Source organism: Streptomyces sp. NPDC048664 (assembly GCF_040650555.1).
Lineage (GTDB): Bacteria > Actinomycetota > Actinomycetes > Streptomycetales > Streptomycetaceae > Streptomyces.
In genome coordinates, this window is sequence record NZ_JBEZHK010000041.1 from 51,397 (window position 1) to 65,171 (window position 13,775).

Here is a 13,775-nt window from a genome sequence, read left to right on the forward strand (position 1 = left end):
CCGCCCCCGCCGCCTCGCCCCGCCGGGTGTGCGGTCCGGACGGGCTAATCCGGGGTCCGGTCCGGAACATCCTCCGGGCTTCCCACGCTGTACCCACCATGAGCGAATACCGCATCGAGCACGACTCCATGGGTGAGGTACGGGTTCCCGCGCAGGCCAAGTGGCGGGCGCAGACCCAGCGGGCCGTGGAGAACTTCCCCGTCTCCGGGCAGCGGATCGAGCGTGCGCACATCGAGGCCCTGGCCCGCGTCAAGGCCGCCGCCGCCAAGGTCAACGCGGAGCTGGGCGTGCTCGACAAGGACATGGCCGAGGCCATCCAGGACGCGGCCGCCGAGGTGGCCGAGGGGCGCTGGGACGAGCAGTTCCCCGTGGACGTCTTCCAGACCGGCTCCGGGACCTCGTCCAACATGAACGCCAACGAGGTCATCGCCACGCTCGCCGCCGAGCGGCTCGGCAGGGAGGTCCACCCCAACGACCATGTGAACGCCTCCCAGTCGTCCAACGACGTCTTCCCCTCCTCCCTCCACATCGCCGCCACCGCCGCCATCACCCGCGACCTCGTCCCGGCCCTCGAACACCTGGCGGCCTCTCTCGAACGCAAGGCCGACGAGTTCGCGGATGTCGTGAAGGCCGGGCGCACCCACCTCATGGACGCCACCCCCGTGACGCTCGGCCAGGAGTTCGGCGGCTACGCGGCCCAGGTGCGCCACGGCGTCGAGCGGCTGAACGCCTCGCTGCCCCGGCTCGCGGAACTGCCGCTGGGCGGCACTGCGGTCGGCACCGGGATCAACACCCCGCCCGGCTTCTCCGCCGCCGTCATCGCCGAGGTCGCCCGGGCCACCGGACTGCCGCTGACCGAGGCCCGCGACCACTTCGAGGCCCAGGGCGCCCGGGACGGCGTCGTGGAGACGAGCGGACAGCTCAGGACGATCGCCGTCGGGCTGACCAAGATCTCCAACGATCTGCGGTGGATGGCCTCGGGGCCGCGCACCGGTCTCTCCGAGATCGCGCTCCCCGACCTCCAGCCGGGGTCCTCGATCATGCCCGGCAAGGTCAACCCGGTGATCCCGGAGGCCGTCCTCATGGTCGCCGCGCAGGTCATCGGCAACGACACCGCGATCACCTTCGCGGGCGCCTCCGGAGCCTTCGAGCTCAACGTCATGATGCCGGTGATGGCGAAGAACGTGCTGGAGTCCGTCCGGCTCCTCACCCAGGTGTCGCGGCTGCTCGCCGACCGGACGGTGGACGGGATCGTCGCGCACCGCGAACGCGCCCGCGAGTACGCCGAGTCCTCGCCCTCCGTCGTCACCCCCCTCAACAAGTACATCGGGTACGAGGAGGCGGCGAAGGTCGCCAAGAAGGCGCTCGCCGAGCGCAGGACCATCCGCGAGGTCGTCCTGGACTCGGGGTACGTGGAGCGCGGCGACCTCACCCTGGAGCAGTTGGACGAGGCGCTCGACGTGCTGCGGATGACGCGCCCGTAGCCGCTTCCCCCGGACGACCCGCCTGTGGACGAACCGTGAAAGGCACTGCCGCGTCTGATGCCTGAGGCACCTAATATCTGTGCATGGCAGACGACGGAGCGGTGAGACGGATGGAAGCGGGCGGGTCGAGCGGACACTGGGCGCCGGGAGACCAGATCCTGTGGCGCTACCGGGAGAACGGCAAGGCGCACTTCCACATCGCCCGCCCGGTCACCGTGGTGCGGGACGACGACGAACTGCTGGCCGTGTGGATGGCGCCCGGTACCGAGTGCGTCAAGCCCGTGCTGGCCGACGGCCGGCCCGTGCACACCGAACCGCTGGAGTCGCGGTACACCACGCCGCGCACCATACGGCTCGACCGCTGGGCCGGCACCGGGGTGCTCAAGCTCGCCCGTCCGGGTGAGCCGTGGTCGGTCTGGCTGTTCTGGGATCCGGGCTGGGAGTTCAAGAACTGGTATGTGAACCTGGAGAAGCCGCTGGTCAGATGGGACGGCGGGGTCGACTCCGAGGATCACTTCCTGGACATCTGCGTGTACCCCGACCACAGTTGGGACTGGCGCGACGAGGACGAGTTCGCACAGGCACAGCGCGACGGGCTGATGGGCGCCCCGCTCGCCGAGCGGGTGCGGGAGGCTGGGCGCTCGGCGGTGGAGGTCATCCGCGCCTGGGGAGCACCGTTCTCGGGCGACTGGCAGCACTGGCGGCCGGATCCCGCCTGGTCAGTGCCCCCTCTCCCCGAAGACTGGGACCGCACGCCCGCGGATGTGACCTCATGAGACCCTTGTTGCGCCCCGGCGGTGCAACCGTAGGATCGTCCTCCGCGAGGGCATGCAACAGCAACTCCCGCAATATTCACTGGGCTTGACCTAACGTCACCGAGGGGCGGCAGGACGTGAGCGAGGGGTACGAGGGCCACACCAGGGCGGTCGGCCCGGCCCGTGGGCCATGGAGGGTGGGGGACCGCGCCGGAATCCCGTTCCCGGGACACGTATTCCGGGTATCGGAACTTCTGCGGGACCCACTGCACGCACGGCGCGCAGCCCCGGACGGATGGACTCGACACGCGTGACGGAGCACCCGACCTCCCACGAGCGCCCGCAGCCGGGCGTCGGCCCCGCGGACGGCCGCGGGGCGCTCCTGCGTGCCCCGGAGCCGCTGCCCCCGCCGCCGCCCAGCGCCTTACCGGCACAGACCGGGCCGGGTGGCACGGCCACCCCCGACGCGCCGTTCTCCTGCGCCCAGCACGGCCCGTCGGGCGGCACGCCCGGCGCGTCCGCCCCGCTCCCGGCCCTGGGCGGCGAGCACTCCCAGCCCGTGGCCGACGAGCCCGGCACGCACCGTCCGCGGCCCGCCCCGGAGGGCATTCCGGTCCAGCCGGGCGCGGAGGGGGAACGGGTCCCGGCCCCGCCCGCGGGCACGGACCGGCGCACCGGCCAGGCCCCGCCGCACGGCCCGATGCCGATGCGGCGCGACGGGGACCGGCTGCGCTTCGTGGGCGCCGCGACCCGGCGGATCGCGCGCGGCATCGACCTCGAAGAGATCGTGATGGGCCTGTGCCGGGCCACCGTGCCGACCTTCTCCGACGCGATCCTCGTCTATCTGCGCGACCCGCTGCCCGTCGGCGACGAGCGGCCGACAGGGCCGCTGGTGCTCCGGCTGCGGCGCACCGACCGCATTCCGCAGGAGCGGGATCCGGAGGACGGCGGCCTCGCGGTCCCCGTGACCGAGAACACCGGTGCCACGGCGCTGAGCAACGAGATCTGCGAGGTGCGTCCGGGGGGCGCGCTCGCCGAGGTGCTGCGCGGGGTGCGGCCGGTCTTCGCCGACGCGCCCGGCGCCCGGGCCGCCCTCGTGGAACTCCTCGGCGAGGACCTCGCCATGCCCGCGGGGCAGCGCGCGATCCTCGCGCCGCTGCGCGGGCGCCGCCGGGTGATCGGCGCGGTGCTGTTCCTGCGCCGGCCCGAGCGCCTCGCGTTCGAGGCCGACGACCTCCTGGTCGCGGCGCAGCTCGCCACGCACAGCGCCCTCGGCATCGACAAGGCGGTGCTGTACGGGCGTGAGGCGTACATCGCCGACGAGCTGCAGCGCACCATGCTGCCGGAGACGCTGCCGAACCCGACGGGCGTGCGCCTCGCCTCCCGCTACCTGCCCGCCGCCGAGACCGCCCGGGTGGGCGGGGACTGGTACGACGCCATTCCGCTGCCCGGCAGCCGGGTGGCCCTGGTCGTGGGCGACGTCATGGGCCACTCCATGACCTCCGCGGCGATCATGGGGCAGCTGCGGACGACGGCCCAGACACTCGCCGGGCTCGATCTGCCCCCGCAGGAGGTGCTGCACCACCTGGACGAGCAGGCCCAGCGGCTCGGCACGGATCGCATGGCGACCTGCCTGTACGCGGTCTACGACCCGGTCGCGCACCGGATCACCGTGGCCAACGCCGGCCATCCCCCGCCGGTCCTGCTGCATCTGGGCGGCCGGGCCGAGGTGCTGCGGGTGCCCGCGGGCGCGCCCATCGGTGTGGGCGGGGTGGACTTCGAGGCGGTCGAGCTGGACGCTCCGGCCGGCGCCACCCTCCTGCTGTACACGGACGGCCTGGTGGAGTCGCGGCTGCGGGACGTGTGGACCGGGATAGAGCAGCTGAGGGAGAAGCTGGCCGCGACCGCCCAGCTCACCGGCGCGGACCATCCGCCGCCGCTGGAGGCGCTGTGCGACGAGGTCCTCGACATGCTGGGCCCCGGCGACCGGGACGACGACATCGCGCTGCTCGCCGCCCGCTTCGACGGGATCGCGCCGAGCGATGTCGCGTACTGGTTCCTGGAGCCCGAGGACGCCGCGCCGGGCCGGGCGCGCCGCCTGGCCCGCAGAGCGCTCGCCCGCTGGGGCATGGAGGAGCTGACGGACTCGGTGGAGCTGCTGGTCAGCGAGGTCGTCACCAACGCGGTGCGCTACGCGTCACGGCCCATCACGCTGCGCCTGCTGCGTACGGACGTGCTGCGCTGCGAGGTCGGGGACGACGTGCCCCAGCTGCCACGGCTGCGGCAGGCGCGCGCCACGGACGAGGGCGGCCGGGGGCTCTACCTGGTGAACCGGCTGGCGCGGCGCTGGGGTGCGACCCGGCTGAGCACCGGGAAGGTGGTCTGGTTCGAGCTGAACCGGGGGTGACGCCGGCCCCCGGTCCGCCGGGGGCCCGGTCCGGGAGCGGCGCCGGTCCAGGGTTGCCGGGGTCCGGTTCGCGGGGTTGACTTCTGCTGAGGAGCAAAAGGAGCGAAGCGACCTGACGGACACCCTCGGCACGACGGGAGGACGCTCGTGTCTCAGGCACCCCAGCAGGTCCCGTACACGACCAGTAACGCCGGCATCCCCGTGGAGACCGTATCGCGCACGAGGTCGACGGCGGCTGACGTACGGCCCACGCGAGGCGGAACGCGCGAAGGGCGCCCGGCGGATGTCCGCCGGGCGCCCTTCCCCGTCAGTTCTAGTTCTGCTGGCCGGGGGCGTTCGGGTCGAGCGGGTCCGCCGGCGGCGACCCCGAGGTGGCCGGTGTCGACGGGGGCGGGCTGGTCGGCGGCTTGCTGCTGCCCGTGGGCCCGGTCGAGGCCGTCGGCGGCTTGCTCGTCGCCGGCTTGCTGCTGCTCGGCGGCGGGCTGCTGCTCGGCGAGGACGGGGGCGAGCTGCTCGGCGCCTGGCTCAGGCTCGGCGACGGGGGCGGCTGGACGGCCGCGCCCTGCGTGGTGTCCAGGTCGAACTCGCTGACCGAGCCCATCGCCGAGAAGGTGTACTGGGCCCAGATCTGCGCGGGGTAGCCACCGCCGTTGATACGGCCGCCGCTGGTGGCGATGAGGCCCGTGGCGCCCGTGAGCGGGACCTGCGTGTGCTTCTTGGCGTCCTCACCGAACAGGCCGACCGAGGTGACCAGGTTCGGCGTGTAGCCGGTGAACCAGGCCGACTTGTTGTTGTCGGAGGTACCGGTCTTGCCCGCCACCTGCTGTCCGTCGCGCGCCTCGTTGGCCGCCACCGACCGCGAGGCGGTGCCGTCGTCGACCACACCGGTCAGGACCGAGGTCACCGTGTCGGCGGCCTGGGGGCTGACCACCTGGCTACCGACCGGGTCCGGCAGGGTGAAGGGGTTGCCCTGGTGCACCGCCGACTTGATGACCGCCGGAGTGACCTTCCGGCCGTGGTTGTCCAGGGTCGCGTAGACGCCGGCCATCTCCAGCGGGCTCGCGCCCATGGTGCCCAGGGTCTGGGCGGGCACGACCGCCAGGCCCTTGGTGTCCAGGCCGAGGGAGTTCGCGACCTTCAGCACGTTGTCCATGCCGACGTCGACGCCCATCTGCGCGAAGACCGAGTTGACGGACTGGTTCATCGCCTTCTGGACGGTGATGGGCCCGTAGTTCGTGTTGTCCTCGTTCGGCGGTGCGAAGCCGATCGAGCTGCCCTTGACCGGGCGGCGGCTGGTGCCGTCGTAGATCGTGTTGGCGTCGATCGGGCGGCCGTCCTGCGTCTTGGCCTGCTCGTCCAGCGCCGCGGCGAGGATCAGCGGTTTGAAGGTGGAGGCCGGCTGGTAGTCGCGGCGGGTCGCGTTGTTCGTGTAGTGCTTGAAGTAGTCGGCGCCGCCGTACAGGGCGAGCACCCGGCCCGTCTTCGGTTCCACGGACACCGCGCCGGGCTGGACGTTTCCGTCGACGGAACGCTTCTTCGCGTCCAGCTTGCTGGTCAGCTGCTCCTTGACGGCCTGCTCCAGCTGGGACTGCTTCTTCTTGTCGATGTTCAGCGTGATGGTCCAGCCGCCCCGCCTCAGCAGCGCCTCGGCGTCGCCCATGCTGCCGGCCGACCCCTCGGCCACGAGCTGCTTCTCCAGGGACTGGTTGGCCGCGTCCACCAGATAGCCGGTCTGGCCCTTCAGCTCGGGCGCGGGCTTCGGGGTCATGGGCTTGGGGAACTTCATGGCGGCGCGCTTGCCGGCGTCCAGCCAGTGCTGGCCGACCATGTTGTCCAGGACGTAGTTCCAGCGGGCCTGCGCCAGTTTCTTGCCGGTGTCGGTGGCGATGGCCCAGTCGTACTGGTTCGGCGCCTGGAGCAGCGCCGCCAGGTACGCACCCTGCTCGACCGTCAGGTTCTTGGCGTCCTTGCGGTAGTACGCCTGCGCGGCGGCCTGGATGCCGTAGGCGCCGCGACCGTAGTAGCTGGTGTTGATGTAGCCCGCGAGGATGTAGTCCTTGGACTTCTGGCGGTCCAGCTTGAGGGAGATGACCAGTTCCTTCAGCTTGCGCGTGACGGTCTGGTTCTGCGTCAGGTAGTAGTTCTTGACGTACTGCTGGGTGATCGTCGAGCCGCCCTGCGCGCCCTTGCCGGAGAGGGTGTTGAGGATGCCTCGGGTCGTGCCCTTCAGGTCGACGCCGGCGTCCTGGTAGAAGGTCTTGTTCTCCGCGGCGACGAAGGTGTGCTGGACCTCCTTGGGCACCTCGGCGAGCGCGACGTTCTCACGGTTCAGCTCGCCGGTGCGGGCGAGCATGGTGCCGTCGCTGTACTTGTAGACGTTGCTCTGCAGCTGGGCCGCGGCGTTCGCCTCGTCCGGTATGGGGGTCTCCATGTACAGCACCACGAACGCGCCCATGATCAGCAGCACGAAGGTGAACAGCGCTCCGACGACCTTCTTCCAGGTGAAGAACCTGCGTATGCCGCCCTTCGCGCCCTTGCCCTTCCCCTTGCCGCTCCTGGCGTTCGCCTGGGCGCGCGCCGCGGCCCGCGGCCCGAGCGAGGGGGAGTCGGCCGTGCCGGTCGATGCGGAGGCAGTCGTCCCGGTCGAGCGCGCGGGCACCGCGCGGCGGCCGCTGCGCTGCCGCGCTCGTCTCTCTTCCGCTCGTCCCATGACTCGATCCGCTCCGCTCCGTCGTCGTGTGTCACACAGGTACGTGGCCCAGGTCAGCTCAGAAAGCTAACACCGTGCGGTATGACAAAGGCCCGCCGATCCCGCCTTTTGCGGACGTGACAATCAGCACCTGCTCCCACCGGAACCGACGTCGGAAAGACGCAGAAGGTTGTCATGTCCGGACAGGTGTTATCAGTTCGCTAGATCCGGCGCTCGGGAGCGAGCAGACAGCGACCCCCCTCCCCCTCGTGTGGCAGAACCGTGACAATGGCCTCCCACCTGCGAAAACATACCGCAGTGAAGCTCGTTCCATGATCTATACGCAGCATGTATACGTCGGGTGTATACGCCGCATGTACAGTGCTCACCATGTCCATCGGTCACACACTTCTCGGACTCCTGGAGTCCGGGCCCCGCCACGGTTACGACCTGAAGCGGGCCTTCGACGAAAAATTCGGTCACGACCGGCCGCTGCACTACGGCCAGGTCTACTCGACGATGTCCCGTCTGCTGAAGAACGGGCTCGTGGAGGTCGACGGCATCGAGGCGGGCGACGGGCCCGAGCGCAAGCGGTACGCCATCACCGAGGCGGGTGTCACCGACGTACAGGCATGGCTCGCCACCCCGGAGAAGCCCGAGCCGTACCTCCAGTCGACCCTCTACACCAAGGTCGTCCTCGCGCTGCTGACGCACCGCGACGCCGCCGACATCCTGGACACCCAGCGCTCGGAGCACCTGCGGATGATGCGGATACTGACCGACCGCAAGCGCAAGGGCGATCTGGCCGACCAGCTGATCTGCGACCACGCCCTGTTCCATCTCGAAGCCGACCTGCGCTGGCTGGAGCTGACCGCCGCACGGCTGGACCGACTCGCCGAGGCGGTGGCCCCGTGACTCCCTCCGGTTCCCTGCTCGCCGCGCGGGAGCTGCGCAAGGCGTACGGCCCGACCCTCGCCCTGGACGGCGCCGGGTTCTCCATCCACCCCGGCGAGGTCGTCGCGGTGATGGGCCCCTCCGGCTCCGGCAAGTCGACCCTGCTGCACTGCCTCGCCGGCATCGTGCCCCCGGACTCGGGCTCGATCCTCTACAACGGCCGCGAGATGGCCGGCATGAGCGACGCCGAGCGCAGCCTGCTCAGGCGCTCCGAGTTCGGGTTCGTGTTCCAGTTCGGACAGCTGGTGCCCGAACTGACCTGCGTCGAGAACGTGGCCCTCCCACTGCGGCTGACCGGCATGAACCGCAAGGAGGCCGAGCGCAGCGCCCTGGCCCGGATGGAGCGGCTGGAGGTCGACACCCTCGCCAAGAAGCGGCCCGGTGAGATCTCCGGCGGTCAGGGCCAGCGCGTCGCCGTCGCCCGCGCCCTGGTCACCGACCCCCGCGTGATCTTCGCCGACGAGCCCACCGGCGCCCTCGACTCGCTCAACGGCGAGCGGGTGATGGAACTGCTCACCGAGGCCGCCCGCTCGGCGAACACGGCGGTCGTGCTGGTGACGCACGAGGCCCGGGTGGCCGCCTACTCCGACCGCGAGATCGTGGTGCGCGACGGCAGGTCCCGGGACATGGAGCGCGCCGTATGAGCACGCACGAGCCGCTGCCGGCTCGCGCCGGATCGAGGTCCTTCGGCCGCGCCAGGGACCTGGCCATGGGCATCCGGTTCGCCGTCACCGGCGGCAGCGAGGGGTGGGTACGGCTCCTGCTGACGGCGGTCGGCGTGGGGCTCGGCGTGGCGCTGCTCCTGCTCACCACCGCCCTGCCGAGCGTCCTGAACGTACGGCACGAGCGGGAGAACGCGCGCCAGGACCACACCTACGGCCAGGAGCACGCGCGCAAGGCCGACGACACCCTGGTGATCTCCGACGTCGACACGACCTTCCACGACAAGGACGTCCGCGGTCGCCTGATGGAGCCCGAGGGCGCCCGGGCCCCGCTGCCACCGGGCGTGGCCGGCTTCCCGGCGGTGGGCGAGATGGTCGCCTCCCCCGCGCTGAAGCGGCTCCTGGCCTCCGACGAGGGCAGGCTGCTGCGGGAGAGGCTGCCCTACAAGGTCGTCGGGACCATCGGTGAGAGCGGCCTCGTCGGCTCGCACGAACTCGCCTACTACGCGGGCGCCCGGAACCTGGCGCCCCGGATGGACGGCTCCACGACGGCCCGCATCGACCACTTCGGGGGCTCCGAACCGATGCAGCAGCGCACGGACCCGATCCTGGTCCTGCTGACCCTGGTCGTCTTCATCGCGCTGCTGATGCCGGTCATGGTGTTCATCGCCACGGCCGTGCGCTTCGGTGGCGAGCGGCGCGACCGCAGGCTCGCGGCACTGCGGCTGGTCGGCTCGGACAGCGCGATGACCCGGCGCACCGCCGCGGGCGAGGCGCTCGCGGGCGCGCTGCTCGGGCTGGTGCTCGGCACCGTGTTCTTCCTGATCGGCCGCGAGTTGGCGGGCGGCGCGGAGGTCCTCGGCGTCAGCGTGTTCCCCAGCTATCTCAACCCCTCGCCGGCGCTCGCCGCGCTCGTCGCCGTCGCGGTCCCGGCGGCCGCGGTCGCGGTGACGCTGTTCGCGCTGCGCCAGGTCGTCATCGAGCCGCTCGGCGTGGTCCGCACGGCCAAGCCGAGGCGGCGCCGGCTGTGGTGGCGGCTGCTGCTGCCGCTGGGCGGCCTCGGGATGCTCGCCCCGATGATCGGCCAGGGAAGCGACGGGGGCGACTTCAACCAGTACCTGGTCATCGGGGGTGTCGTCCTGCTGCTCGTCGGGGTGACCGCACTGCTGCCCTGGGTCGTCGAGGCCGTGGTGGGCCGTCTGGGCGGCAGCGGCGTCTCCTGGCAGCTCGCCGTGCGCAGGCTGCAGCTGAGCAGTGGCACCGCGGCCCGCATGGTCAACGGTGTGGCGGTGGCGGTGGCCGGCGCCATCGCCCTGCAGATGCTGTTCGCCGGGGTCGACGACAGCTACACCAAGCACACCAGGAACGACCTCACCCGGGCCCAGATGCAGGTGAACCTGCCGCGCGGTGTGCCGCTGACGTCGTCCGCCGACGAGCTCGCCCGCACCAAGGGCGTGCTGAAGGCGACGGCGCTGGCCAGCGGCACCCTGGTCGACAAGCCGAAGGACCCGGGCACGTCCACCGGTCTGAGCGTCGGCGACTGCGCCTCCCTGCGCGAGATCGCGGCCCTGCCCTCCTGCCACGACGGCGATGTCTTCGCCCTTGAGGGGGCGGGGTGGGACACCGAGACGCAGAAGCTGGCGAAGCCGGGCCGGACGCTGTACCTCACGCCGTCCGGCAGGAGCGTGGACGGCGATGCCCACGACGGCGACGCGGTGGCCTGGACGGTGCCCGGCACCGTGCGGCCCGCCCGGGCGATCGAGGACCCGACGGGCCAGAAGCAGTCCGGTGTCCTGATGACCCCGCGCGCGGTGCCGGGGAACATCGCGGCGCTGACGACCGGACAGGTCTACGTGTCGCTGGACCACTCCGTGCCGGACGCGGCCGACCACGTCCGCAACACGGCCGCGCGGATCGACTTCCAGACCTACCCGATGATGTGGGCGGCCACGGAGACGGACAAGAAGTTCGTCTCGCTGCGCAGGGGGCTGTTCGTCGGCGCCGCCTGCGTGCTGGCGCTGATCGGGGCGAGCCTGCTGGTGTCGCAGCTGGAGCAGTTGCGGGAGCGCAGGAAGCTGCTGTCCTCGCTGGTCGCGTTCGGCACCCGGCGCCGCACGCTGAGCCTGTCGGTGCTGTGGCAGACAGCGATCCCGATCACCCTCGGGCTGGTGCTGGCGTCCGCGGTCGGGGTGGGCCTCGGCGCGGTCCTGTTGGGCATGACCGGACAACCCGTGCGGATCGACTGGACGAGCGTGCTGTCGATGACGGGCGTCGGCGCCGGCGTGGTCCTCCTGGTGACGCTGATCAGCCTGCCGCCGCTGCTGCGGATGATGCGGCCGGAGGGGCTGCGCACGGAGTGAGGCCCCCGCACCCCGTGAACGCCCTGCGGCGCATCCCTACGGGGAGGCGCCGCAGGGCGTCGTACGGCGGACACCGCGTCAGGTGCCGGGCCCCGTCACCCGCACGGGCAGCGGACGCAGCGCCTCGCGCAGCGCGTCGGCCAGTTCCTCGTACTCGGCGCCGCGCGCGGTGCCCGTCCGCATGGCGAAGGCGATGCGCCGGGTCGGGGCGGGGTCGGCGAAGTAGCCGGTCAGAAGCTGGCTGCTGCGGCTGGTCTCCACCTTGAGCGCCGTACGCGGCAGCAGGGTGACGCCCATCCCGCCGGCCACCAGCTGGACGAGGGTGGACAGACCGGCGGCCGTCGTGGCCACCGGCGCGCCCTCCCGGCGCCCGCCGGCGCCCTCGGTCGAGGGGCCCCGCCCCACCCGGTTGATCTCGCGTCCCGCCTCGCGGCAGATGTCGAGGGCCTGGTCGCGCAGGCAGTGCCCCTCGTCCAGCAGCAGCAGGTTGAGTTCGCGCAGTGCCTCGCGGGGGATCCCGTCCCGCCCGCCGAGCCAGTGGTCGAGCGGGGTGACCAGCACGAAGTCCTCGTCGAAGAGGGGCAGTTCGCTCACGCCGGGGACCTGCAGCGGAACGGCGAGCAGCAGCAGGTCGAGCCGGCCGGTGCCCAGTCCGTCGAGCAGGCTCGCGGTCTGCTCCTCGTGCACCTGCAGGTCGAGGTCCGGGTAGCGGTCGTGGACCAGGCGCAGGACCGTCGGCAGCAGGTACGGCGCCACGGTCGGGATCACTCCGAGCCGGAGCGCGCCGGTGAAGGGGGCGCGGACGGCCTCGGCCTCCTCCAGCAGGGCGCCCACCTCGGCCAGTACCGCCTTGGCCCGCACGGCGAGGCGTGCTCCGGCGGGCGACAGGAGCACCTTGCGGGTGGTGCGCTCCAGCAGCGTGACGCCGAGGACCTCCTCCAGGGCGGAGACGGCACCGGACAGGGCCGGCTGGCTCATGCCGATCGCGGCGGCCGCGTCCCGGAAGTGGAGGTGCTCGGCGACGGCGGCGAAGGCACGCAGTTGGGCGAGCGTGGGCTGACGCCGCCCGCTCGGCTTGGGGCCGCCCATGGCCGTACTCCTTCGCTTCCGTTCCCGCGGTCTCTTCACCGGCGGTCACTGATAGACGTCACCGATCAACGCGACCGAGTGTAGCTATTTCCTGAATCAATGCACCGTGTGCCAGGATCGTGATCCGTCCAACCCATGAGAAACACCTTGTGCCAAGGATGTTTCTGTGCAACAAGGAGAGCGTGTGCTCACTGTCGGTGACAAGTTCCCCGAGTTCGAACTGACCGCCTGCGTCTCGCTGGAGAAGGGGCAGGAGTTCGAGGAGATCAACCACAAGACCTACGAGGGCAAGTGGAAGATCGTCTTCGCGTGGCCCAAGGACTTCACCTTCGTGTGCCCGACCGAGATCGCCGCCTTCGGCAAGCTGAACGACGAGTTCGCCGACCGTGACGCCCAGATCCTCGGCTTCTCCGGTGACTCCGAGTTCGTGCACCACGCCTGGCGCAAGGACCACCCGGACCTGCGCGAGCTGCCCTTCCCGATGCTCGCCGACTCGAAGCACGAGCTGATGCGCGCCCTGGGCATCGAGGGCGAGGACGGCTTCGCGCAGCGCGCCGTCTTCATCGTGGACCAGAACAACGAGATCCAGTTCACCATGGTGACCGCGGGCTCCGTCGGCCGTAACCCCAAGGAGGTCCTGCGGGTCCTCGACGCGCTGCAGACCGACGAGCTGTGCCCGTGCAACTGGAGCAAGGGCGAGGAGACCCTCGACGCCGTCCAGCTGCTGGCCGGTGAGTGAGCGATGTCCCTCGACTCCCTCAAGTCCGCCGTCCCGGACTACGCCAAGGACCTGAAGCTGAACCTGGGCTCGGTCATCGGCAACTCCGACCTGTCGGCCCAGCAGCTGTGGGGCACCGTGCTGGCCACGGCCATCGCGTCGCGCTCGGCGATCGTGCTGCGCGAGCTGGAGCCCGAGGCGAAGGCCAACCTGACGCCCGAGGCGTACACCGCGGCGAAGGCGGCGGCCGCCGTCATGGCGATGAACAACGTCTTCTACCGCACGCGCCACCTGCTGTCCGACCACGAGTACGGCACGCTGCGCGCGGGCCTGCGGATGAACGTGATCGGCAACCCCGGGGTCGACAAGGTCGACTTCGAGCTGTGGTCGTTCGCCGTGTCGGCGATCAACGGCTGCGGGATGTGCCTGGACTCGCACGAGCAGGTGCTCCGCAAGGCGGGCGTGGAGCGTGACGTCATCCAGGAAGCCTTCAAGATCGCCTCGGTGGTCCAGGCGGTCGGCGTGACCCTGGACGCGGAAGCGGTCCTGGCCGCCGAGTAACGGCAGTCACACCACAGGGGCCTGTCCCCCGGCTCGAGCCGGGGGGCCGGGCCCCGGGGGGGGGTGGGGGGGGCCCCGGGGGGCGGGGGGGTGGAT

General features: G+C 71.4%; 10 protein-coding genes. 8 read left to right on the forward strand and 2 right to left on the reverse strand.

Annotated elements, in window-relative coordinates:
* The first annotated feature begins 98 nt into the window (after positions 1 to 98).
* The 3 genes from AB0C59_RS31665 (at position 99) to AB0C59_RS31675 (ending at position 4,646) form a co-directional block, all read left to right on the forward strand.
* A complete protein-coding gene (locus tag AB0C59_RS31665) occupies positions 99 to 1,484 on the forward strand; it encodes a class II fumarate hydratase (RefSeq protein WP_363010722.1) in 1,386 nt (461 codons plus the stop codon).
* 83 nt (positions 1,485 to 1,567) lie between these two features.
* Positions 1,568 to 2,260: a DUF402 domain-containing protein gene (locus tag AB0C59_RS31670; RefSeq protein WP_363010724.1), complete on the forward strand. Its 693-nt coding sequence runs from the start codon at positions 1,568 to 1,570 to the stop codon at positions 2,258 to 2,260.
* Positions 2,261 to 2,534: 274 nt separating this feature from the next.
* Positions 2,535 to 4,646 carry a SpoIIE family protein phosphatase gene (locus AB0C59_RS31675; RefSeq protein ID WP_363010726.1) on the forward strand — a complete coding sequence of 704 codons (2,112 nt, stop codon included), beginning with the start codon at positions 2,535 to 2,537 and terminating at the stop codon, positions 4,644 to 4,646.
* Positions 4,647 to 4,959: 313 nt separating this feature from the next.
* Here the strand turns inward: AB0C59_RS31675 and AB0C59_RS31680 are convergent, their stop codons facing one another.
* Positions 4,960 to 7,356 (reverse strand): transglycosylase domain-containing protein, encoded by a 2,397-nt coding sequence (locus AB0C59_RS31680; protein ID WP_363010728.1) that lies wholly within the window; start codon positions 7,354 to 7,356, stop codon positions 4,960 to 4,962.
* A gap of 369 nt (positions 7,357 to 7,725) precedes the next feature.
* Here AB0C59_RS31680 and AB0C59_RS31685 point away from each other — a divergent pair, with 369 nt between their 5' ends.
* The 3 genes from AB0C59_RS31685 to AB0C59_RS31695 are packed head-to-tail and all read left to right on the forward strand — an operon-like array spanning position 7,726 to position 11,311.
* Positions 7,726 to 8,250 (forward strand): PadR family transcriptional regulator, encoded by a 525-nt coding sequence (locus AB0C59_RS31685; protein ID WP_363010730.1) that lies wholly within the window; start codon positions 7,726 to 7,728, stop codon positions 8,248 to 8,250.
* Positions 8,247 to 8,933 (forward strand): ABC transporter ATP-binding protein, encoded by a 687-nt coding sequence (locus AB0C59_RS31690; RefSeq protein ID WP_363010732.1) that lies wholly within the window; start codon positions 8,247 to 8,249, stop codon positions 8,931 to 8,933. Before AB0C59_RS31685 ends, AB0C59_RS31690 begins: the two co-directional genes overlap by 4 nt.
* Positions 8,930 to 11,311, forward strand: coding sequence for an ABC transporter permease (locus AB0C59_RS31695; RefSeq protein WP_363010734.1), 2,382 nt, complete (start codon positions 8,930 to 8,932; stop codon positions 11,309 to 11,311). Before AB0C59_RS31690 ends, AB0C59_RS31695 begins: the two co-directional genes overlap by 4 nt.
* A 78-nt stretch (positions 11,312 to 11,389) precedes the next feature.
* Here the strand turns inward: AB0C59_RS31695 and AB0C59_RS31700 are convergent, their stop codons facing one another.
* The gene (locus tag AB0C59_RS31700) at positions 11,390 to 12,400 is read right to left on the reverse strand and encodes a LysR substrate-binding domain-containing protein (protein WP_363010736.1); all 1,011 of its coding nucleotides are present in this window, start codon (positions 12,398 to 12,400) and stop codon (positions 11,390 to 11,392) included.
* A gap of 184 nt (positions 12,401 to 12,584) precedes the next feature.
* Here AB0C59_RS31700 and AB0C59_RS31705 point away from each other — a divergent pair, with 184 nt between their 5' ends.
* Entirely contained in the window at positions 12,585 to 13,139 is a 555-nt protein-coding gene (locus AB0C59_RS31705; RefSeq protein WP_363010738.1) for a peroxiredoxin, read from the forward strand.
* 3 nt (positions 13,140 to 13,142) lie between these two features.
* The gene (locus AB0C59_RS31710; RefSeq protein WP_363010740.1) at positions 13,143 to 13,679 is read left to right on the forward strand and encodes an alkyl hydroperoxide reductase; all 537 of its coding nucleotides are present in this window, start codon (positions 13,143 to 13,145) and stop codon (positions 13,677 to 13,679) included.
* The last annotated feature ends 96 nt before the right edge of the window (positions 13,680 to 13,775 follow it).